Source organism: Pseudomonas violetae (genome assembly GCF_023072615.1).
GTDB classification, from domain to species: Bacteria; Pseudomonadota; Gammaproteobacteria; order Pseudomonadales; family Pseudomonadaceae; genus Aquipseudomonas; species Aquipseudomonas violetae.
Genome location: NZ_JAKNRW010000003.1, coordinates 369,444 through 390,376, shown reverse-complemented (window position 1 = coordinate 390,376; position 20,933 = coordinate 369,444). Strand labels below are relative to the sequence as shown.

Below are 20,933 nucleotides of genomic sequence, written 5' to 3'. Positions count from 1 at the left end.
CGGGAAGATCCTTATGCGGTCTTGCCCTGGCTGACGCATTCACCACGTCGCCACAGGCTCCACTGGCCCGGTTCGTAGCGGGTCCAGGTTTCGTTTTCGGTCAGCGGTTCGGTGGCGATCACCGTCACCACGTCATTGGGCGTGGTTTCCGCCTGGAAGTCGACGATCACGTCGACGTCCTTCAACCGCGCCGGGCCGAACGGGGCTCGACGGGTGATCTGGGCCAGTTTGGTCGAGCAATAGCAGAACAGCCAGTCGCCATCACTGAGCAGACAGTTGAATACGCCCTTGCTACGGTACTCGGCGCAGGCGGCGACCAGATCGGGTAACAACTCTTCGACTTCAACCGGCTCGGGAAATGCTGCGCGCACCCGGTTGAGCAGGTCGCAGAATGCCGCCTCACTGTCAGTATCGCCCACAGGGCGGTAGAAACTGGTGATTGGCTGGAAATCGGCAAGCTGGCCGTTGTGCGCGAAACACCAGTTGCGCCCCCACAATTCGCGGACGAACGGATGAGTGTTGGACAGGCAGACCTTGCCGACGTTGGCCTGACGGATGTGCCCGATCACCACTTCGCTCTTGATCGGATAGCGCTGCACCAGGTTTGCGACCTCGGACTCGCAGCTCGCGGCCGGGTCCTGGAATAGCCGCAATCCACGACCTTCATAGAAGGCGATGCCCCAACCGTCACGGTGCGGGCCGGTACGCCCGCCGCGCTGCATCAGCCCGGTAAAGCTGAACACGATATCGGTCGGGACATTGGCGCTCATGCCCAATAACTCACACATGCTCGGACTCTCGATGAAAGGCTGGGGCAAGGTTACAGACGGGGTTCGACCCGCAAACGTTGAGGGTTGCTGGGTACCGGGGGACGGCCATAGCGATCATCGCCGGCACCGCCGAACAGATGCTCGTCTTCAGGCTCGTCGGCCCGGGCGGCGGCCTGGACAGCAGCGGTCTGGGCCTTGCGGGCGTTGGCTGCGCGTTCCAGGGGGAAGCGGATCGCCACGTAGACCAAATAGATGCCGAACACGATCATCCCGTACAGCAACAGGTCGCCAATGGCTCGCCAGGCGTTGTTGCCCACTTTGAACATCAAGTCCAGGGCGGTGATGGCGACAGCCGGGGCGACTTTGGCCTTCACCGGATCGATCACGGTCGGGCTGAACAGCAACACGGCCACCAGCAGTCGCAGCGGCTCGCGCAGCCAACGCCACATCCAGCGGGTCAGGCGCATCCATACCAGCAGGCAGCCCAAAGCGGCAAAGGCGTAGAAGCCCCAGGCGATCAGATAGTCGTTCTCGGTCATGGTGTCCATGGCAAGGCAGGCAAAGAGACGCTTATAGTAACGACTTTTCGCACGTCAGGCTTGTCCCAATACCTCAGGACAAGACACAGCCTCTGTAGGAGCGAGCTTGCTCGCGATGACTGGAGACCCGTCAACACGGATGTTGAATGTTCCGGCCCCATCGCGAGCAAGCTCGCTCCTACAAGGTCTGCAGAGCAAATCCTATTTTTTGTACATTGTCCGAGACTTCTTCATGCCTCCATCCGCCAATATTTACGACGCACCCATTGCCCACAAGGCTGAAGGTCCAGACCCGTATGCCTGGCTGCAGGAACGCGACACCGACCCGGTGCTCGACTATCTGAAGGCTGAAAACCATTATCAGGAAACTCAGACCGCCGATCAGGCCGGCCTGCGTGAAAGCCTGTTCGAGGAGATCAAGGGGCGGATCCTCGAGACCGACCTGTCCCTCCCCTCGCCTTGGGGCCCGTACCTTTATTACACCCGTACCACCGCCGGTGACGAGTACGCGCGTCACTACCGCTGCCCGCGCCCGGCCGATGACAGCCTGCAACTCGACGAAAGCCAGGAACAGCTGCTGCTGGACCCGAACGAGCTGGCCAAGGGCGGCTTCTTTTCCCTGGGGGCATTCAGCATCAGCCCGGACCATCAGCGCCTGGCCTACAGCATCGACTCCACGGGCGACGAGATCTACACGCTATTCGTGAAGGAATTGTCCAACGGCCGCGTCAGTGAACTGGAGTTCGAGGACTGCGACGGCAGCATGACCTGGGCCAACGACAGCCTGACGCTGTTCTTCGCAGAGCTCGACGACACCCATCGCCCGCACAAGCTGTACCGCTACCGCCTCGACGGCACGGCGGCCGAGGAGGTGTTTCATGAACCGGACGGGCGATTCTTCCTGCATTGCTACCGCTCCAGTTCCGAGCTACAACTGCTCCTCGCGCTGGGCAGCAAGACCACCAGCGAAGTCTGGATACTCGACGCTGAGCAGCCACATCAAGGGTTCACCTGCGTTGCTCCGCGCCGGGAAGGCCATGAATACGACGTCGACCACGGCGCGCTCGATGGCCAGTGGAGCTGGTTTATCCGAACTAACCGCGACGGCATCAATTTCGCCCTGTACCACGCTGACGATACGGGCATGGCCCCGACCGAGGAACAGTGGCAGAACCTGATTCCCCACAGCCACCTCACAATGATCGATGGCATGAGCCTCAATGCCGGGGCCATGACCCTGAGCCTGCGGGTCGGTGGGCTGCCGGTGATTGAAGTGCATCCGCAGGATCTGCCCAGCTACCGCGTGCAGTTGCCCGACGCGGCTTACAGCCTTCACGTGCAGAACAGCCTGGAGTTCGCCAGCCAGCGGATCCGCCTGCGGTACGAAGCGTTGAACCGGCCGGCGCAGATCCGCCAGTTGGACCTCGCCACCGGCGAACAAAAGGTACTCAAGCAAACCCCGGTGCTCGGCCCGTTCGATGCCGATGCGTACGTCAGCCAGCGCCTGTGGGCAACGGCCCCCGACGGGACGCAGGTGCCGATCAGCCTGGTGGTCAAGCGCGAGGCCCTGGGCCAACCGACTCCGTTGTATCTGTACGGCTACGGCGCGTATGGCGAAAGCCTCGACCCATGGTTTTCCCACGCACGCCTGAGCCTGCTGGATCGCGGAGTCGCGTTCGCCATTGCCCACGTGCGTGGCGGCGGCGAACTCGGCGAAGCCTGGTACCGTGCTGGCAAGCAGGAGCACAAACACAACACCTTCAGCGACTTCATCGCTTGCGCCGAGCACCTGACCGCCAACGGCTACACCACCGCCCCGCAGTTGGCGATCAGCGGCGGCAGTGCCGGCGGCCTGTTGATCGGTGCGGTGCTCAACCAGCGGCCCGAGTTGTTCGGCGTGGCCATTGCCGAAGTGCCGTTCGTCGACGTGCTCAACACCATGCTCGATCCGGACCTGCCGTTGACCGTCACCGAGTACGACGAGTGGGGCAACCCTGAAGAACCCGGGGTGTACGAGCGCATCAAGGCGTATGCACCTTACGAAAACGTGACTGCCCAGGCTTATCCGGCAACCTTGGTGATTGCCGGCTACAACGACAGCCGCGTGCAGTATTGGGAGGCTGCGAAGTGGGTGGCTAAATTGCGCGCAACCAAGACTGACACCAACCCACTGCTGCTCAAGACCGAACTGGGTGCCGGGCATGGCGGGATGAGCGGACGTTATCAGGGCTTGCGTGACGTGGCGCTGGAATACGCATTTGTGTTCAAGGTGCTGGGCATCGCCTGACACCACGCCAAATTTAACCGCCGGGAGATTTGATCTTCGTGCTGTTCTGCTCAAGGCCCGGCAATGTCTGGTCCTTGGGCGGATTGGGCATTTCGATCGGCGGTAGCAAAGGGGCGCCGCCACTGCCGGCGCCCGCCGTGGACACGCTGGTCGGAGTAATTTGTGGGTAAGGTGTCGGTGTCGCGGTACCCGGCGACCCGAGCATTGGCGCCGGGCTGGTAGGAATGGTTTGCAGTTCCTGGGCCTGCACTGCAGTTATCGAGAGCGCGGCCAAGGCAATGACCGTTAGAATGGTGCGCTTCATCAATGGCTCCGTTAGCCTTGTTGTTTGCTCAGGCTACTCCCAACTGCGCGTGTTTGCCCTCCCCTATGCCCAATCTACTCAAGCCAACTTTTCTCAAGAGAGCCCCATGAAACGTTTCGTTCTGCTCGACACCACCCCCATCCCTGAAAATGGCGGTGCCCTGTGCCTGTTCGAGTACGGCGAAGACTTCGTCATCAAGATCCAGGGTGGTGACGGTGGGCAGTTGATGAACACCCGCATGCACGGTTCCGAGGATGCGCTGGCCGAAATCCCCTGCCGCAAGGTTGCCGGGCGGCCGAATTCGCGGGTATTGATCGGCGGCCTGGGCATGGGCTTTACCCTCGCCTCGGCGCTCCAGCACCTGGGCAAGAATGCTGAAGTGGTGGTCGCAGAATTGGTGCCCGGCGTTGTCGAGTGGAACCGCGGACCGCTAGGCGAAAAAGCCGGCAACCCGCTGCTCGACCCGCGCACGGTGATCCGCATGGAAGATGTCGCCAAGGTGCTGCAGGCCGAACCCCAGGGATTCGATGCGATCATGCTCGACGTCGATAACGGCCCCGAAGGCCTGACCCAGAAGGCCAATAGCTGGCTGTATTCTGCCGGCGGCTTGAGCGCATGCGCTAAAGCTCTGCGGCCTAAAGGCGTACTGGCGGTGTGGTCGGCGAGTGCCGACCGGCAGTTTTCCGACAAACTGAAAAAGGCCGGTTTCAAGGCTGAGGAAGTTCAGGTCTTTGCCCACGGCAACAAGGGCACCCGCCACACCATCTGGATTGCCGAGAAACTCAAGGGCTGAGCTAAACTCTGTTCATAACCGTCATTAGTCTTTTTTACAAAGGTGAACCCATGAGTTCGTCAACAACCCCGACCAACACCTCGAAGCTGGACCGCATCCTCGCCGATAACCAGCGCGACAAGGAAATGGGTTACCGCGACAAGGCCCTGAAGATGTACCCGCACGTGTGCGGCCGCTGCACCCGTGAATTTTCCGGCAAGCGCCTGAGCGAATTGACCGTGCACCACCGTGACCATAACCACGACAACAATCCCCAGGACGGCTCGAACTGGGAGTTGCTGTGCCTGTACTGCCATGACAATGAGCACTCGCGGTACACCGACCAGCAGTACTTTAGCGAGGGTTCGTTGAGCTCGCCGAAAATCGCCAAGGCGACGCATAACCCGTTTGCAGCGCTGGCCGGGTTGATGAAGAAGGAAGACTGAAGAAATTCAGCGACCGGGCGGGCCCTTTCGCGAGCAAGCCCGCACACAGGGGATCCGGGTGGACCTGGGACTTTCGATCACTGAAGATCCCTGTGAGAGCGGGCTTGCTCGCGAAGAGGCCCGCCCAGCCACCACAGTTCTCCAAACCAACACCCCTCCCCCAATCCCCGTATAATCCCCGTTTTTTCCCGAAGGCACCCCGCTCGTGGCAGACAAACGGTACAGCTGCATTGGTTTGTATAACCCCAAGTCACCGGAAAACGTCGGTTCGGTCATGCGCGCCGCTGGCTGCTATGGAGTGGCCTCCGTGTTCTACACCGGCAAGCGTTATGAACGCGCCGCCGATTTCGTTACCGACACCAAGCGAGTCCACTACGATATCCCGCTGATCGGCATCGATGACCTGAAAAAAATCCTGCCCCTGGGTTGCGTCCCGGTCGCTGTCGAACTGGTCGAAGGTGCCCGCGCGCTGCCTGAATACACTCATCCTGATCGCGCCCTCTACATCTTCGGCCCGGAAGACGGCTCGCTGGACAAGGAGATTCGTGACTGGTGTGAAGACGTGGTCTACATCCCGACAACCGGCTGCATGAACCTCGCAGCAACCGTAAACGTCGTGCTCTACGACCGTATGGCCAAAGGCTTGAACACCCGCTCCGGAGCGAAATTCCGCTGAATCGCCGCACATCCAATGGAACAAGCCACCCGCGATGGTAGTCAGCTTAATTATCTATTCTTGAAGCAGTCCATCCCGCCAGGAGACAGATCATGAGCGAACTCAAACGCGTACAGCGCATCGAATCCACCCCCTTCCAGACTTATCCCGAGCAGAACGTTCACGGTTGGGAACGCATTGGCTCACTCGCCGGTGGTGTGGTGATGATGGGTAAGGGCCTGCGGCGCGGTGGGATTTTTGGTTTGATCCAGGTAGCGATCGGCGGCGTGGCACTCGCCCGGGGCATTACGGGACACAGTTCGGCCAAGAGCCTGCTGGAAAAAAGTCGTCAGGACATGAACAACGTGCGGGCGAAGATCGAGCGCGCCGGGGAAGAGTTGAGTCGGCTGAAGAAGAATGCCGAGGCGGCAACCAGCACGGCTACGGTGACTGGCAATGATTCGCTGGTTTCGCCGAAGACCGGGGCTTAAGAGTAAAAGATCGCAGCCTTCGGCAGCTCTACAGGTATCGGATCGTTCACAGATGTTGCGTACGACTGGGTACCTGTAGCTGCCGAAGGCGGCGATCTTTTGACTTACTGGAGCAGCCCGGTATTCAGAACCTTGGAAGGCTCGCCAATGACACTCTCGGCAAGCTGCACAAATTCCTTAGTATCGATGCCCTCCACCCGCATCGCCCCGCGCAGCACATCATCCAGCGACCGCTTGTTACGGGTTTTGATGCGTATCTCCTGATCCAGTTCCCCCAGCAGCAGGACCGCCCGGCCAATCTGCGCCGAACCGATCTGCTCGCCACGCAAAGTCGTGACCTTCCCGCCATCTCGCGCCAATTTCGTGTGCAAACTGGCATACCGCTCATCGCTCATGCCACCCGCGCGACGCACCAGCTCGATGGCGTAATACTCGGCAAATCCCTCACTGATCCAGTCGCTGCGATGCTCGTCGTTGATGCGTGCAAACAACTGGGCCAATTCGCGCACCAGTGCACTGCTGCCGCTTTCGCTCACCAGCGGCAACCGTGAGTTGAGATAAATGGATTCACGTGCCGCCAGGCTCCCGCGCCACATCGGGTCATTGGCACCGACGATCAGCAGCTTGGTCGGATGGCGTGGGAATACCGCCTGGACCTGCGGCCAGATGAATGTCAGCAGCGTCAGCACATCCATGCGCCGCATGCCCTGTCCCAGGGGGGACGCCACCGTGACCTCAGTTTCCCCTAGCCGCGTGCGACGAGTACCCAGGCGACCGGCGAGCATCCACCCTGTGGGTCGGTCGAACAGCCGGGAGACGTTATCAACGCGGAATTTGTTCCGGCCGATCCGCGGCCAGGCTGTTTCCACGCTCTTCCAGCCCGCCGGCAACTCGAACTCAAGGCGCGACACCAACTCGATGCCGTCCTGTTGATCGAGTCTGGCGGCGGGCACCAGGTCATCGCCGCGCATCAGCGCCCAGGTGGGCGTCATGCGCGTCTCGAAGCTACCGCTCTTGCGACCGTGGCTGATCCGTACACGATAGCTCAGGCTGGACTTGTCGGCAGCTGGACGCCAGATGCCGCGCGCCTGCTTGCCCGGCACGAGTTGCCACTGGCCGTCGGCCTTGAAGTCGCTGTAATGGCTGCCATCGCCCAGGTCGAAATCCAGGCTACGCACTGCCGAACCCTGGGCGAGCGTCAGCCGCACCACGGCCTGGTCGCTCTGCGGCAACAGGCGCACGTGGTAATCCAGATCGACTTTCTTCGCCGCCCACACCGATGAACTCAGGGCCAGCAGCCCTACCACCAGCACTTGGCGCACTCCCACAGCCATACACACTCCTTGTGGCGAGCGGACAATCAACCCGCGCGGAAAATCAGATGGTCTTCCCAATCGTCTTCGGCCACGCTGCCTTCAGCCAGCATGCGTCCTGATTGTGAAATGCGTTCATGGTGAACCGCATCGCGGTCACCGCAGACCAGATGGTGCCAGAGCGGCAGATCCTTGCCCTCACTGACCAGGCGGTAACCGCAGGTCGGCGGCAACCATTTAAATTCGTCGGCTTTTCCCGGCGTGAGCTGGATACAGTCTGGCACCGACTCGCGACGATTGGGATAATCAGTGCACTGACAGGTCTTCAAGTCCAGCAATTTGCAGGCGATTCGCGTGTAATAGACGCTGTTGTCGTCTTCATCTTCGAGCTTTTGCAGGCAGCACAGGCCGCAGCCGTCGCACAGAGATTCCCATTCCTCTTGATCGAGTTGATCGAGGGTTTTGCGTATCCAGAACGGTTCGACTTTGGCGGCCATGGTTCGAGCATCAACATCAGGTGGTGAAAAGGCCGCCAGTCTAGTGCCCCAAGCTCTGAGGGCCAAGCATTGGCGACTGCCGGTAGAACGCACTTGTCAGTTTTGACGCCGCCACGTAGGGTTTTGCGTCGCCCACTTTCAAACCGAACAAGGTATCTGTCGATGAGTGCCAACCCGCGTGTTGCCGATTACGCAATCCACCCGCAGTTCACCGATCGCTGGTCACCTCGCGCATTCACTGGCGAAGCAATTCCCGAGGAAACCCTGCTGAGCTTCTTCGAAGCTGCACGCTGGGCTCCGTCGGCCTACAACTCGCAGCCCTGGCGATTCTTGTATGCGCGTCGCGATACGCCGAACTGGGAGCGTTACCTTGGCCTGCTCAACGAATTTAACCGCAGCTGGGCGCAACACGCCTCGGCACTGATCATCGTGATCTCAAAGACTAGCTTTACCGCCCCGGGCGCTAGTGAAGAAACACCGGCGCTATGGCACACGTTCGACACCGGTTCGGCTTGGGGGCATCTGGCCCTGCAAGCGAGCATCAGCGGCTGGCACACTCACGGGATGGCCGGGTTTGACCAGGCGCTGACCCGCAAGGAGCTGAACATCCCCGAGGGATATGCCCTGCACGCGGCGGTAGCTGTGGGCAAGTTGGGGGACAAGGCGACTTTGGCGCAATATCTGCAGTCACGTGAATTGCCAAGCCCGCGCCGGCCGTTGGCTGAGTTGGCGGCTGAGGGTGATTTCACCCTCTAAGAACAAAAAATTGCAGCCTGCGGCAGCAACAGGTGTACACATAGCCCTGTAGGAGCTGCCGCAGGCTGCGATCTTTTTGGAGACGACTCAATACCCGCGATTGAAATCCACTTCCCCGCGCAACGCCTCGCCCGCCTGATACGCCCGCAGATTCTCGACAAACAGCTGCACCATCATCGCAGGTGAGGTCGGTGCCGAGCTGTGACCGGTCAGCAGCAAGCCCCACGCCGTCCAGAACGGATGCCGCTGCGGCAGTGGCTCCTGGCGGCAAACGTCGATGACCGCGCCTGCCAGATGCCCTTCCTTCAAGGCTTCCACCAGATCGGCATCGACTACCGCGACACCGCGCCCTGCGTTAAGGAACAACCCCGTGGGCTTGAACTGCTTGAACAGCGCAGCATCGTAGAGGTCGTGGGTATGAGGCGTGTTCGGCAACAGATTGATCACGTAGTCCACTTCACCCACCAGCCGTGGCAGGTCCGCCAGTGTGCCTATCTCCACAAACGGCGCCTGCTCGCGGGCATCGCTGGCAATGCCGTACAACTCGAGACCAAAGGGCTGCAGAAACCTGGCAACGGTCTGGCCGATGTCGCCAGTGCCGACGATCAACACCTTGCGACCCGCCAGGCTCTGGCCCTGGCGACTGTCCCACTTACGCTCGACCTGACTGACCAGGCGCGGCAGCACCTCGCGCTCATGCCCCAGCAAATAGGTGAGCACGTACTCGGCCATGACCTGGCCAAAAATCCCGACCGCACGGGTCAGCCGGTAGTGCCGTGGCAAGCTGTCGGCGAGCAGCGGCGTGATACCCGCCCAAGTCGACTGCAGCCATTGCGGCTCATGGCCCTGACGCAGCAGGTTCGCCAGCAGGTCCGGCTGACCCAGCCAGATCGGACAGTCGGCGGCCTGACTGGCAAGTTCGGCGGAGTCACCACTGGTCAGCACTTCCAGCTCAGGCGCAGCCTGACGCAACAGTTGGGCGTACACAGGATGGTCGTGTTCAGCAATCAGAACGCGCATGGTTCAAACCTTTCGAAAACAGTGCGGACAACCGCCGCTGGAGTCACTCTCCACCGCGCGGTCATCGCCAGATATCAATTCCAGTGTTTCAAGGAAGCTCGCAGCCTTGGCCGACTACATTGGGTCGTTGCGTCGCAGCAACTCTTCCGGAAGATGCTCGATGTATTCGTCTTCAGCGGGCGGCATTTGCAGGTGGTAACCCTGTTTGTCGAGGTTTTCCAGGACTACCGCGATGTCCTCGCGCGACAGCTTGCGCTCGGGTGTGAGCACCAGGTCAAAGGCGTGGTGCGGCTTGCCGAAAGCCGTCATCAGGCTTTCCGGAACGCGCTCCAGGGCATCGCTCTTGAGCACGTAGAGGTACATCTCGTTCTTTTTCAGGCTTCGATAAATGGAGCAAATACGTTTCAAGGCTGTTCTCCGGCGGTGGCCAGGCTATCGAGCAGCGCCTGGCCCATCAATTCGCGGCGCCAGCCACGCAGCGAATCAGGCAATTGGTAGGGACCATTGGGGAAGCCGCTCTTGAGCAAGGCTTCCAGGGTTTTCTTGCGCAGCATCAATTCCGGCGCGATGTTCAGGCGCTCGGCTTCGGCCTGGCCGATCGTCCGCAGCTGTTTAATCAGCGCGGCGGCATCCACCGGCAAAGGTTCAGGCACGACGGGCGGCCATTGATCAGGCGACACATTGCCTGAGCGCTTAATCAGATCAAGCAGAAACTCGCCGTCCTGACGCACGGTACGTGGATGCATGTCCTCGATCTTCCCCAGCGCGCCAAGGCTGTCCGGCTGGGTGCGCGCCAGCGGCCACAGGGAGTGTTCGCGCACGATGCGGTTGCGCGGCAGGTCGCGGGCGCGGGCTTCGCGCTCGCGCCAGGCGCACAGTTCACGCAACACGGCCAGTTGGGCACGGGACAGCTTCCAGGCCAACTTGGCTTCGCGGTAGACCTCGTACGGATCGATTTCCCGACGTAAGTTGGCGACCAGTTCCGCGCCATCTTCCAGGACCCAGTTGTACTTGTCGTCAGACAGCTTCGGACGCAGGCGTACGAAAACTTCCGCCAAGTGCAGGGCATCTTCCGCAGCGTAGCTGATCTGAGTGTCGGAAAGCGGACGTTGCAGCCAGTCCGAACGAGTCTCGCCCTTGGGCAGGTCGATACCCAGCACTTCCTGCACAAGCCGCGAATAGCCCATGGAGAAACCCAGGTTCAGGTACGCGGCCGCCAGTTGCGTGTCGAATAGTGGCGTCGGCAGGCTACCGGTCAGGCGCAGCAACACCTCGAGGTCTTCGCTGCATGCATGCACCACCTTGACCACCGCGGGGTTTTCCAGCAACGCGGCAAGCGGCTGCCAGTTGTCGATGGTCAACGGATCAATCAGGTAAGCACGTACGCCATCGCCGATCTGCAGCAGACCTGCAATCGGATAAAAGGTGTCGACCCGCATGAATTCGGTGTCGAGGGCAACGTAGGGCAGCTGCTGCCATTCGGCGCAAAAGCGGCCGAGGCTATCGTTGTCGCGAATCCAGTGAATATCGATGGCCACACGGCTCTCCCTTGAAGAATGGCGCGCAGTATATATCGCCCCCGGCGATTTCCGCGCCTCCACTGAACAAGAGCTTTAGCGAAAAGACCTGCATGACAGTAAGAAATGTCTGACAGACCGAGTTTTAAAGGCTGCAGGCCGCCTCGATAAGCCTATTGTTTAGCCAGCACACCGTCGCTCACCGCGCCACGACAACCGGCAAACATATCCAGGTCCTGGTTGTAGACCTGACTGTTGACCTCCAGCAGTCCCAGCATCGAGTGGAACAAGTTGTCCTGGCTCAGGGGTTTGTCACGACTTAACTGCAGGCAATGGGTGTCCACCGAAAAGGACTTTTGATAACTGTCGGAGAACCAGGCCAGCATCGCGACATGCTTTTGCTGGTCCGGTGCGAGCATGTAAGGCGTTCCATGCAGGAACAGGTTGTACTCGCCCAGTGATTCGCCGTGATCCGACAGATAGAGCATCGCCGTATCGACTTTGTCCTGATTGCTGCGCAACACATCGATCAGCGAAGACAGTACATGGTCGGTATACACCAGGGTGTTGTCGTAACCATTGATGATACTTTCGCGGCTGCAATTGTTCAGCGCATTACTTTCGCAAACGGGGGTGAAGTGCTCGTATTCTTTGGGGTAACGCTTGAAGTATTCCGGGCCATGGCTGCCCATCTGGTGCAGGACCAGTACGGTGTCCTTGTCCAGGGAGTCAATGAAATGCTGCAGGCCCTGCAGGAGAATTTCATCGCGGCATTCACTGCTTGCACATAACCCCGGCGTCTTCAAATTGCTGACGTCTTCGAAGGTGACGCGGTCGCAGGTTCCTTTGCATCCCGACTGATTGTCACGCCAGATTACGTCCAGTCCTGCTCGCTTGAGCACATCCAGCAGGCCCTCTTCGCTCTTCGCCTGGCTTGCGTTGTAAGCCTTACGGCCCATGTTGGAAAACATGCACGGCACCGAGACTGCCGTTTCTGTGCCACAAGAATGCACATCAGTGAACGCGATCAGGCCGGCCTCCTTCTTGAGTTCGGGCGTGGTATCGCGACCGTATCCAAGAATGCCGAAGTTTTCCGCCCGGGCACTTTCGCCAACCACCAGCACCGTCAGGGATTTACGGTCGTGGGTTTGCCAGTCGGGTTTTCGCTGGGCGTCTTCGCCAATCTTCACGAAGGGTCGCTGTGCCGAGACCACCTGCTCACGCAGAAAACCAAATGAGGCCCCGATGTAGTTACTCGGCACAACCATCAGGCGCAGTTCATGGTGGTTGCGAAACAATGAGGACAGGCCTTGATAATTGATGAGCGCAATCGCGCCAATGACCGCAGCCGACGCCACACTCACCACCCCCTTGCTCATCAATTCACGGTGCCAACGTCGATAACTGACAGGAAGCTTCCACAACAACCAAGACGGCAAAACGCCTAACAAAAATATATAGGCCAGCATCTTCAGCGACAGTAAATCACGAACTTCCGTTGCGTTGGTTTGGGCAAAATTGCGCAGCATGCCAATGTCTATGAGCACGCCATATTGATTCATGAAGTAAGCCACACCGGCGCTGCACATGAAGATCAGCGTGAGGACGGGCTTCAAGACAGGCCGAAACGCGAACAAGGTCAGCACGATATTGAAGGCCGCCAGGATCATCACCCCGAACGCGGCCCGCATGACCAGGCCTTGGCCGTCGCTGGCGGTGATTTCGGACAGGTGCTGCCACAATACGAAATTAAAACATGTTAATAAAAAGGCACTGGCAGCTAATGTCACCCACTCGGGGCGAACGGCTTTTAACTTCAACATAATAACGGCTGATCCTGGAGAGAGGTGCCTGGGACAAATGTGAAAATTTCATTTGTCCCGGCCACGATAACTCTAGGCATCCAACCATCAATTTTTTGTGAAAATTTAGCCAACGATTAGTTGGCTAATGGCACATTGATCAAACTGACAGCTCAGTTGAGAATGATTCAGCTTTTATTCAGGCTTGATGCAAGTACCAGCGCCAATCCTGTTCGCCGACCTCGCCCATGAACTGCCGATACTCAGCCCGTTTCACCGCCAGGTAAACCCCGAGAAATTCAGCGCCAAATGCCTCTCGCGCCCAGCTCGACGCATCCAGCGCGCGCAAGGTGGTCAGCCAATCGGTGGGGAGTAGTTCCTTGGCCTGGGCATAGCCATTGCCTTCCACCGGCGCCCCAGGGTCGAGTTGTTCCCGGATGCCTCGATGAATGCCGGCCAGGATCGCCGCAGCGGCCAGGTACGGGTTGGCATCGGCGCCACAGATGCGGTGCTCGATATGCCGTGAAAACGCCGGGCCGCCAGGCACGCGCAAGCTGACCGTACGATTGTCCACGCCCCAGGTGGCCGCCAGCGGCGCGTAGCTGTTGGTCTGGAAGCGGCGATAGGAGTTGGCGTTGGGGCAAAACAGCAGCAATGAATCCAGCAGGGTGCTGAGCATGCCGCCGACCGCATGCCTGAGCAGCGGCGTGCCATCCGCCGCTTCGCCGGCAAACAGGTTGTTACCCTCGCAGTCCGCCAGGCTGACGTGCATGTGCATGCCAGTGCCCGCCAGGTCATCAAAAGGTTTGGCCATGAAGCACGCCGTCATCCCGTGCTTATGCGCCACGCCCTTGACCAGCCGCTTGTAACGCACCGCTTCGTCCATGGCCTGCAACGCATCGGTACGGTGTTCGAGGGTGATTTCCACCTGCCCCGGGGCGTATTCGGAAATCGCCGTGCGCGCCGGAATGCCCTGGAGTTTGCACGCACTGTAGAGATCGGCCAGGAACGGCTCGATCTGCTCCAGCTCCCGCAAACCATAGACTTGAGTACCACGCGGACGACCACCGTCGACGTCCCGAGCTGGCTGTGGTCGGCCATTGCCATCGCGCTGCTGATCCAGCAGGTAGAACTCCAGCTCCGCCGCCATCACCGGGTAATAACCATCTGCCTGCAAGCCTTCAATCACCTTGGCCAGCAGATGCCGCGGGTCGGCAATGGTCGCCGGCATTCCCTCGGAGGGATGCATGCTGACCTGCACCGCCGCCGTAGGAATCAAGCGCCACGGCATGCGCGTCAGGCTGCCGCTGACCGGATAGGCCCGACAATCGATGTCACCCACGTCCCACACCAGCCCGGAGTTTTCCACGTCGTCGCCATTGATGGTCAGGCCCAGGATAGTGCTCGGCAGGGGACGGCCGGTGGCATACACCGCCAGCAGCTCATCGCGATGCAACAACTTGCCCCGGGGCACGCCGTTGTTGTCGAGGATAAACAGCTCGAACATCTCGATGTCCGGATTCTGTTCCAGAAAGGTAAGGGCTTCCTGCTGTGTGGCGAAGGCGGTCGTGGCACTGCTCATGGGATTTCTCTTGTTTGCGTGTCAGGCAAGCGCGCACGCGCTGCCCGATTGATCCCGAAACGAGCCGGGACCGTTTATTGATAATCAACGCAGAACGCAGAAATCCGGCGGGCGCGCGTGACGGCAGTGCCACAGCGCCCAGAAGGCCAGTTCGGAAGGAAGTGTGACGGGGCAACCGTCCATAGGACAAACCGTGCAAAACAGATGACAGCAGCGTCACACGGGTGGTTGGGGTATTAAATCGGCATTTGAAGAACCTTGGGTGTGGGTTGGCTAAACAATCAGCACTATTTAGTTTCCAAATACCAAAGACGACTTTCTGATTTGCCGCCCGCCAACTCGCGCCGGCTTAATCGGCACCTGCTCATTCAAGGTCCGATCCATGGAAACCGTCCGCACCACCGCCCGCCCCGCCCTTCTACTAATGTTTGCCATCGTCCTGGTTGCGCTCAACCTGCGCCCCTCCATGGCCGCCATCGGCCCGTTGCTGTCGGCGATTCGCGGGGACATTGAACTGAGTTTCAGCCTGGCGTCGCTGCTGACCATGCTCCCGGTGATGGCGATGGGTGTGGCCATGTTCTTCGGCATCCGCGTCAGCCAGCGCCTGGGCGAACATCGGACCGTGGTCCTGTCCCTGCTGATCATCGGTGTGGCTACCGCATCACGACTGTTCCTCGACTCCGCAGCCGAACTGATTCTCAGCGCCGTGCTGGCAGGCGTGGGCATTGCCCTGATTCAGGCGTTGATGCCAGCCCTGATCAAGTCGCGTTTCAGGGACAACGTCGCTCTGTGCATGGGCCTCTATGTCACCTCGATCATGGGCGGCGCGGCCATCGCCGCCGCCTTTGCCCCGCTGGTGATGATTCGCACCGGTAGCTGGCGAGTCGGCCTGGCAGTCTGGGCCGCGCTCGCGGTAGTCGCCCTGATTTTCTGGATGGCACAGCCCGCGCAGCAATCGCTGATCGAATCAAAGTCGGCCACCAGGCAGTCTTTTTTCAACAATTCCCGCGCCTGGCTGCTCGCCATCTTCTTCGGCCTGGGCACCGCGTCCTACACTTGCGTGCTGGCCTGGTTGGCGCCGTACTATGTGGAAAAAGGCTGGAGCGAACAGGACGCCGGCTTGCTTCTGGGTTTCCTGACAGCCATGGAAGTGCTGTCCGGCCTGGCCACCCCGGCCATCGCCAACCGCAGCCGTGACCGCCGCCTGGTGCTGGTGGTGTTGCTGGGACTGATCATGGCCGGCTTCTGCGGCCTGATCCTCGGCCCGCAGTACTTGAGCCTGATGTGGCCATGCCTGCTGGGGCTGGGCATTGGCGGGCTGTTTCCAATGAGCCTGATCGTGTCCATGGACCACTTGGACCACCCGCAACGTGCGGGAAGCCTGACCGCGTTCGTGCAGGGCATCGGCTACCTGATCGCCGGTGTCTCGCCACTGCTCGCGGGTATGATTCGCGATCATCTGGGCAGCTTCGAGTGGGCCTGGTGGGGCCTGACTGCCGTCGTGGCGCTGATGATCCTGATGGTCCTGCGCTTCGATCCCCGGCACTACGCTCGACACATTCACTGAAGGACGATTCTCCTGAATCCGTCGATCCGTTAGGATCCTTCGCAGACCGTTGCGCCCACCTGCGCAACAAGGACTGCGAGACGCAATGGATGCTCAACAGCAACGTACTTAGAAAGCTCGACATGCAGGACCTCATGGTGTTCGTTGCCGTGTACCAGCAACACAACGTCACCGCCGTGTCCGAAGCCCTGTGCGTCAGCCAGTCGACGGTGAGTTACTGCCTGAAGAAACTACGCGCGGCTTTTGCCGATGAGTTGTTCCTTTACAGTCGTTCCGGCATGCAGCCCACTCACAAAGCCGACCGCATGTACCCGCACGTGTTGAAAGTCCTCGAACACATTAACCTGTGCCACGCCGGCGCAACGACCTTCGACCCTGCCCTGCAGCCGACCACCTTCAACCTGTGCGCCCCGGAATATTTCGAACAACTGATCCTGCCACGCCTGCTCAAGCACTTCGCGTTTGCCGACTGGCCGGTGACCGTCAACGTGCACAAACTCGAAACCGACATCCCGGCCCAAGCCCTGCGCGACGGCAGCCTCGACCTGGTGATCTGCTTCGGTCCGAACTTCCATCGCAGCCACGGCGACATCAAGTCGGCGACGCTGCTGGAAGATCAACTGGTCTGCGTCTTCGACAAACCCGCGGCTCCCGGCGAGCACCGCTTGAGCCTGGATCAGCTCGTCGAACGCCGCCACGTGTTCCCAACCCCGTGGACTTCCAGCAGTAACATGGTCGACGGCTGGCTGGCACAACAGGGGCGCAGCCGCCAGATCGTAGCGCGGGCCAACAGTTATGGCGCGGCGTTGAAGATGATCAAGGGGACGGAGTTCGTGGTGATGTTGCCGAAGAGTATTCAACAGGCGCTTGCTGGCGATGGCGGGTTTGGGTGTTGCGAAGCGCCGGTGGGGTTACCGGGATTTTGCCTGGATATGCAGTGGCATCAGAGCGTTGATCAAGGCAACGCCAACCGCTGGCTGCGTGCGCAGATTATCCAGGCTTGCACGCAACAGGAGGGAGGATGCCTGGAGGCCCCAGTTGCTTAAGCATCCATAGGTGTTGACGGTGCCATCGCCCAGCATGTTGGCTATTTCTTTTAAAGTGTGTGACGGGAAATCAGGCGAGTTGGCCCGTGCCGCGTATCAGTTGGTTCCAACCGATGCGGATTCGGGATGTAACTGCCTTCGGGTTACTGAGTACCGCTCGGCAAACTCAAGCCTGTTTCTGGATCAAGGTTGTTTTCCCTGGCAATTTCCAGAATCAATTCTTCGGAGGGTTTTTCTGGTGGTGGGGTGAAGTCGCGTTTTCGCTTCCATTCGAATGTACCGTCCCAATCCGGAAGTTTGGCGGGCGGTAGAGGGACTATGTTGTCGATATCCGGAATTTTGGCCCCAAGTGCTCGAATTTACTTAAGAAGGTGGCGATCTGTTTATATCGGCTGGCTCGCTCCGGATCCTCAGCCAGCCCAAAATAATACAAACCGTTCGTAGGGTCAGACGTTGAGAACCCTTCACTTAGAACTGCCGCGCTATTACCGTCGCCGTTACGAGTTCCAGCCTGGAAACCTTCTACAGCCTCGGGGTACATATCTCGGACTTTGAACAAAATTCCGTAGCGGTATCCACTTTTGGCATGCCCTTGATTCATCGCGCATCGCCGCATTGCGGCGACAACCTTACCTGCGCCTTTGACTGTTTCTAGTAGCCTTGAAACGTAAAATTGCGCATCGGGGTTCCCCAGATCTGCTGCACGTCGAAAATAGGTATTCGCCTTACTGGTATCTTGCTTTACTCCATATCCAAGCTCCAGATAATGCCCCATGTCATAATAACCACCGGGAACACCTGCCTTAATGAGGCCCTCTACGATATCTAAGACTTCTTTATCGGCATTACTGCTTTCGACCAGACCCTGCGATATCAATGTATGCAAATTCGCAGCGGCTTTGTAGCTACCTGCCGCGTAGGCCAGCCGGTAGAACCGACCTATCCGCCCATAGTCCTTATCGCGCAATGCAGAATTCAGGAATAGCGCATACGCATACATTCGCTGAGCTCTGTCACTTATAACTGGCAGGTGATCCGACTCTTTAGAGCAGGTAAATTGCAATTTTTCCATTGTCTCGGTCAGATGACCAGCTGATAGATCCACATCATCCTCCTGTTTGCATGCACACAAAGCGACTATCAAAAAAACTAGAGATAATTTACGCAGTTTCATACTTAGTCCTTATAGGTACGATTCGCACTATCTCTTCTAAATTCTGTAAGAGAGCTGATAGGGACCTTGGAGGTTTCAGGATCAGCCCGACGAGTGGCGTTTACATCTGCGTCATACGACCATTTATAAAACGCCTCCTGGATATCATCACCAGCCCCCTTCCCCCCCGTATGCATCCCCCACAACTGCTTCCTCAACGGCTTCACCACCGCCGGATCCTCCACACAAATATTCAACTCGCTATCAACTTCCATGCTCCGCGTATTGACATTCGCCGACCCTAACGAGGCATACACATCGTCAATGATCAGTAACTTGCTGTGGATATACACATCGATCCAGTTATCGGGCTGTGAGTCCGGAGCAACCAGGGTACACACCAGCACCTTCAAACCCGGAATGTCCTGAGGCACTACCGGCTTGGCGTCCTCCTCGGGCAGTTTGGCCGTCAGCTCATCGAGTTTTTCCTGCGCGGCCTTGATCTTGGCGCCTACCGGTTCGTAGGCCCGACTCACCCATTCGCCATGCTCTTTGCCGTAAGCGTTGTTAAACGCGTTTGACTCACGATAGGCGTTCACCAGATTTTCCTTGGCCTGGGCGATCTCGGCCTTGAGTTCCTCACGGCGCTCCAACCGGGCGACGTTGGGGATGATGTCCGGGCGCCCCAGTTCCTTGAGCATCCGGTAGGTGTTGACGGTGCCATCACCCATGCCTTCGTCGGTGGAGTTGGTGACCACAAACACATGGAGCGGGCCATAGACCGAAGGGTCTCGGCCGTTATCGATCAGCACCTGGGCAACGCTGGTGATCTTTTCCGCCAGCGGTGTCCAGCGAAAATACTGGTTTTCGATGTACAGGTAGCGCAGCAGGTTATTGGTGGCGTTCAGATAGCCCGCCTTGATGTCCTGCTTGCCCTCCTGAAACTGGGTTCTGTGGACTTGGGCCATCATCGCCGGACCGAACCCGGCCCGTGGTTTGAGCGCGGGGGCGACGACCATTCTCGCGGGCAGCAGGTTGATCCCGGTTTCGCGCAGCCAGGCTTCGGTGAAGTTGTGGTTGAGGTACTCCAAGACCGGGCCGGTCAGGCGGCTGGAGATATCCTGGCGCGGGGTGGCGCCGTTGCGGCCGAACTGTGCGTGCATCCTGATCGCACTATGGTCGTCCGTGTCCCAGTAGGCATCGAGCATGTTATGCCCCATGACAAACCGACGGCGAGGTCAGGCATTTCATAATCGACCAATACCATTTTCTGGTGGTGGGTCGGGATCGCGGCCATCGCCCCGGCCGTGGCAGCCTTGTTGAACACGGAACGTTTACTGTCAGCGCTGTTCCAGGCCACTTGCCAGGCAATTTCCACCCGGTCCTTGAGGCCCAGATCCCGCGTGACGAATTCGATGTTGTCGAACGCTTCCTTGCCGAAGCTGAAGGCAGTTCTCAACCAATCGCCGCTCGCCCGGGAGAGCCCGCCCAGGGGCGTGTGATTCTCGAACCACGAGCGCTGCTTGACGTCGGTCTTGCTCGCGCGGCGATACCACTCCCAATCGAACTCACGCTGCCTGTCGTTGCGCCCGTCGGCCATGAACGATGCCAGGTTGCGACCCGGCGTCATGTTTTCGGCAAATGCCGCGGTCAGGTGCGCACTGTCGGACCAGCACAAAACACGCACCTTGACGCCCTGCGCCGCTTTCATTCCAAGCAGTTGGCCGATGCACAGCGAGTGGGTGTCGCCACGCTTGAAATACATCGAAGGTTGAAACCCCCAGCAGATGATTTCCACGCTGCTCCGGGCCGCCATGATGGCGTCATAGACGGCACCGAAAGCTCGCTGACCGTTTACCAGCGGTTCGAAGGTCGCAGGCACCGGCGAGTACTCGGTGTACTCCACGAACCATGGCAGGGTGAGAACGCAGGAGGTGGTTTTGCTTGTGGCGATGGGGACCGTGATAACGCGTCCGGACATGTTCAAGCCTCCGATTTTTCGAGCAGGCCAGTGAACACGGCGGGAGATGATTTTAGAGGTGCCCCGACGCTGCAGAGAGTCGTATCCAGGATGTCGATGTTCAGTCGCATAGAAGACGTCCGTGTTAAAAGCGGCGCGAGTCTGTTCACACCGAAGAGGGTAAGTTGTTGCAAGCTTGACGGGGGTAAACGTAAAGCCGCGCAACATGGATAGGAGTTAATTCGAAAACAAACAGCAAACAAAACTCACCGTAGTGATCGCTAGCAAATAAGGCAAGTCGGACTATTCTGAAAAACTTGTGGGATTGGTCCTAGGCTTTGTAGTCCGTTTCCTAGGACCCTGTACGGGGCGGGCTTAGAGCATCGACGCTAATAATACTGTTAAACGAAATGATAGAGTGGAGGACAGGCGTACACCAGGATATACAGCAGGATT

18 protein-coding genes and 2 pseudogenes are annotated in these 20,933 nt (G+C 59.1%); 8 read left to right on the top strand and 12 right to left on the bottom strand.

Annotation, left to right across the window (positions count from 1 at the left end; all coding sequences use genetic code 11):
* Positions 1 to 11: 11 nt before the first annotated feature.
* Together L9059_RS06235 and L9059_RS06230 are read right to left on the bottom strand one after the other, a co-directional pair.
* Positions 12 to 788 carry a class II glutamine amidotransferase gene (locus L9059_RS06235; protein WP_247289309.1) on the bottom strand — a complete coding sequence of 259 codons (777 nt, stop codon included), beginning with the start codon at positions 786 to 788 and terminating at the stop codon, positions 12 to 14.
* A 32-nt stretch (positions 789 to 820) separates the two neighbouring features.
* Positions 821 to 1,318 (bottom strand): MFS transporter, encoded by a 498-nt coding sequence (locus L9059_RS06230; RefSeq protein ID WP_247289308.1) that lies wholly within the window; start codon positions 1,316 to 1,318, stop codon positions 821 to 823.
* A gap of 223 nt (positions 1,319 to 1,541) precedes the next feature.
* Here L9059_RS06230 and L9059_RS06225 point away from each other — a divergent pair, with 223 nt between their 5' ends.
* Positions 1,542 to 3,596, top strand: coding sequence for a S9 family peptidase (locus L9059_RS06225; protein ID WP_247289305.1), 2,055 nt, complete (start codon positions 1,542 to 1,544; stop codon positions 3,594 to 3,596).
* 13 nt (positions 3,597 to 3,609) lie between these two features.
* On the opposite strand, the gene L9059_RS06220 is transcribed toward L9059_RS06225, so the two are convergent.
* The gene (locus tag L9059_RS06220) at positions 3,610 to 3,900 is read right to left on the bottom strand and encodes a hypothetical protein (RefSeq protein ID WP_247289303.1); all 291 of its coding nucleotides are present in this window, start codon (positions 3,898 to 3,900) and stop codon (positions 3,610 to 3,612) included.
* Positions 3,901 to 4,006: 106 nt separating this feature from the next.
* Here L9059_RS06220 and L9059_RS06215 point away from each other — a divergent pair, with 106 nt between their 5' ends.
* The 4 genes from L9059_RS06215 (at position 4,007) to L9059_RS06200 (ending at position 6,264) form a co-directional block, all read left to right on the top strand.
* Positions 4,007 to 4,693 (top strand): spermidine synthase, encoded by a 687-nt coding sequence (locus L9059_RS06215; RefSeq protein ID WP_247289302.1) that lies wholly within the window; start codon positions 4,007 to 4,009, stop codon positions 4,691 to 4,693.
* Positions 4,694 to 4,743: 50 nt separating this feature from the next.
* Entirely contained in the window at positions 4,744 to 5,118 is a 375-nt protein-coding gene (locus L9059_RS06210; RefSeq protein ID WP_045058732.1) for a YajD family HNH nuclease, read from the top strand.
* Between the two features lie 205 nt (positions 5,119 to 5,323).
* Positions 5,324 to 5,794, top strand: coding sequence for an RNA methyltransferase (locus L9059_RS06205; protein WP_045058733.1), 471 nt, complete (start codon positions 5,324 to 5,326; stop codon positions 5,792 to 5,794).
* A 92-nt stretch (positions 5,795 to 5,886) separates the two neighbouring features.
* Positions 5,887 to 6,264, top strand: a complete 378-nt coding sequence (locus L9059_RS06200) for a YgaP family membrane protein (protein WP_247289300.1) — start codon at positions 5,887 to 5,889, stop codon at positions 6,262 to 6,264.
* Positions 6,265 to 6,368: 104 nt separating this feature from the next.
* On the opposite strand, the gene L9059_RS06195 is transcribed toward L9059_RS06200, so the two are convergent.
* Complete coding sequence (locus L9059_RS06195; protein ID WP_247289298.1) at positions 6,369 to 7,598, bottom strand: hypothetical protein; 1,230 nt, start codon at positions 7,596 to 7,598, stop codon at positions 6,369 to 6,371.
* Positions 7,599 to 7,624: 26 nt separating this feature from the next.
* Positions 7,625 to 8,074, bottom strand: coding sequence for a YcgN family cysteine cluster protein (locus L9059_RS06190; protein WP_247289296.1), 450 nt, complete (start codon positions 8,072 to 8,074; stop codon positions 7,625 to 7,627).
* Between the two features lie 162 nt (positions 8,075 to 8,236).
* Between L9059_RS06190 and L9059_RS06185 the strand changes: the two genes are divergently transcribed.
* Positions 8,237 to 8,830 (top strand): nitroreductase family protein, encoded by a 594-nt coding sequence (locus L9059_RS06185; RefSeq protein ID WP_247289294.1) that lies wholly within the window; start codon positions 8,237 to 8,239, stop codon positions 8,828 to 8,830.
* An 87-nt stretch (positions 8,831 to 8,917) separates the two neighbouring features.
* Here the strand turns inward: L9059_RS06185 and L9059_RS06180 are convergent, their stop codons facing one another.
* The 5 genes from L9059_RS06180 to L9059_RS06160 form a co-directional block, all read right to left on the bottom strand.
* Positions 8,918 to 9,850, bottom strand: coding sequence for a D-2-hydroxyacid dehydrogenase (locus L9059_RS06180; protein WP_247289292.1), 933 nt, complete (start codon positions 9,848 to 9,850; stop codon positions 8,918 to 8,920).
* A gap of 114 nt (positions 9,851 to 9,964) precedes the next feature.
* Positions 9,965 to 10,258, bottom strand: a complete 294-nt coding sequence (locus tag L9059_RS06175) for a YcgL domain-containing protein (RefSeq protein ID WP_247289290.1) — start codon at positions 10,256 to 10,258, stop codon at positions 9,965 to 9,967.
* The gene (gene rnd, locus L9059_RS06170) at positions 10,255 to 11,388 is read right to left on the bottom strand and encodes a ribonuclease D (protein WP_247289288.1); all 1,134 of its coding nucleotides are present in this window, start codon (positions 11,386 to 11,388) and stop codon (positions 10,255 to 10,257) included. The genes L9059_RS06175 and rnd overlap by 4 nt, the downstream gene beginning before the upstream one ends.
* Positions 11,389 to 11,540: 152 nt before the next feature.
* A complete protein-coding gene (locus L9059_RS06165) occupies positions 11,541 to 13,190 on the bottom strand; it encodes a phosphoethanolamine transferase (protein WP_247289286.1) in 1,650 nt (549 codons plus the stop codon).
* 178 nt (positions 13,191 to 13,368) lie between these two features.
* Complete coding sequence (locus tag L9059_RS06160) at positions 13,369 to 14,751, bottom strand: glutamine synthetase family protein (RefSeq protein ID WP_247289284.1); 1,383 nt, start codon at positions 14,749 to 14,751, stop codon at positions 13,369 to 13,371.
* Between the two features lie 382 nt (positions 14,752 to 15,133).
* Here L9059_RS06160 and L9059_RS06155 point away from each other — a divergent pair, with 382 nt between their 5' ends.
* Both L9059_RS06155 and L9059_RS06150 read left to right on the top strand, forming a co-directional pair.
* Positions 15,134 to 16,318: a cyanate transporter gene (locus L9059_RS06155; protein ID WP_247289282.1), complete on the top strand. Its 1,185-nt coding sequence runs from the start codon at positions 15,134 to 15,136 to the stop codon at positions 16,316 to 16,318.
* 89 nt (positions 16,319 to 16,407) lie between these two features.
* The gene (locus L9059_RS06150) at positions 16,408 to 17,364 is read left to right on the top strand and encodes a LysR family transcriptional regulator (RefSeq protein WP_247289280.1); all 957 of its coding nucleotides are present in this window, start codon (positions 16,408 to 16,410) and stop codon (positions 17,362 to 17,364) included.
* A 143-nt stretch (positions 17,365 to 17,507) separates the two neighbouring features.
* Here the strand turns inward: L9059_RS06150 and L9059_RS31195 are convergent.
* Together L9059_RS31195 and L9059_RS06140 are read right to left on the bottom strand one after the other, a co-directional pair.
* Positions 17,508 to 18,538: pseudogene (locus tag L9059_RS31195) on the bottom strand (SEL1-like repeat protein).
* A gap of 2 nt (positions 18,539 to 18,540) precedes the next feature.
* Positions 18,541 to 20,498, bottom strand: a pseudogene (locus L9059_RS06140) (phospholipase D-like domain-containing protein).
* Positions 20,499 to 20,933: the final 435 nt, after the last annotated feature.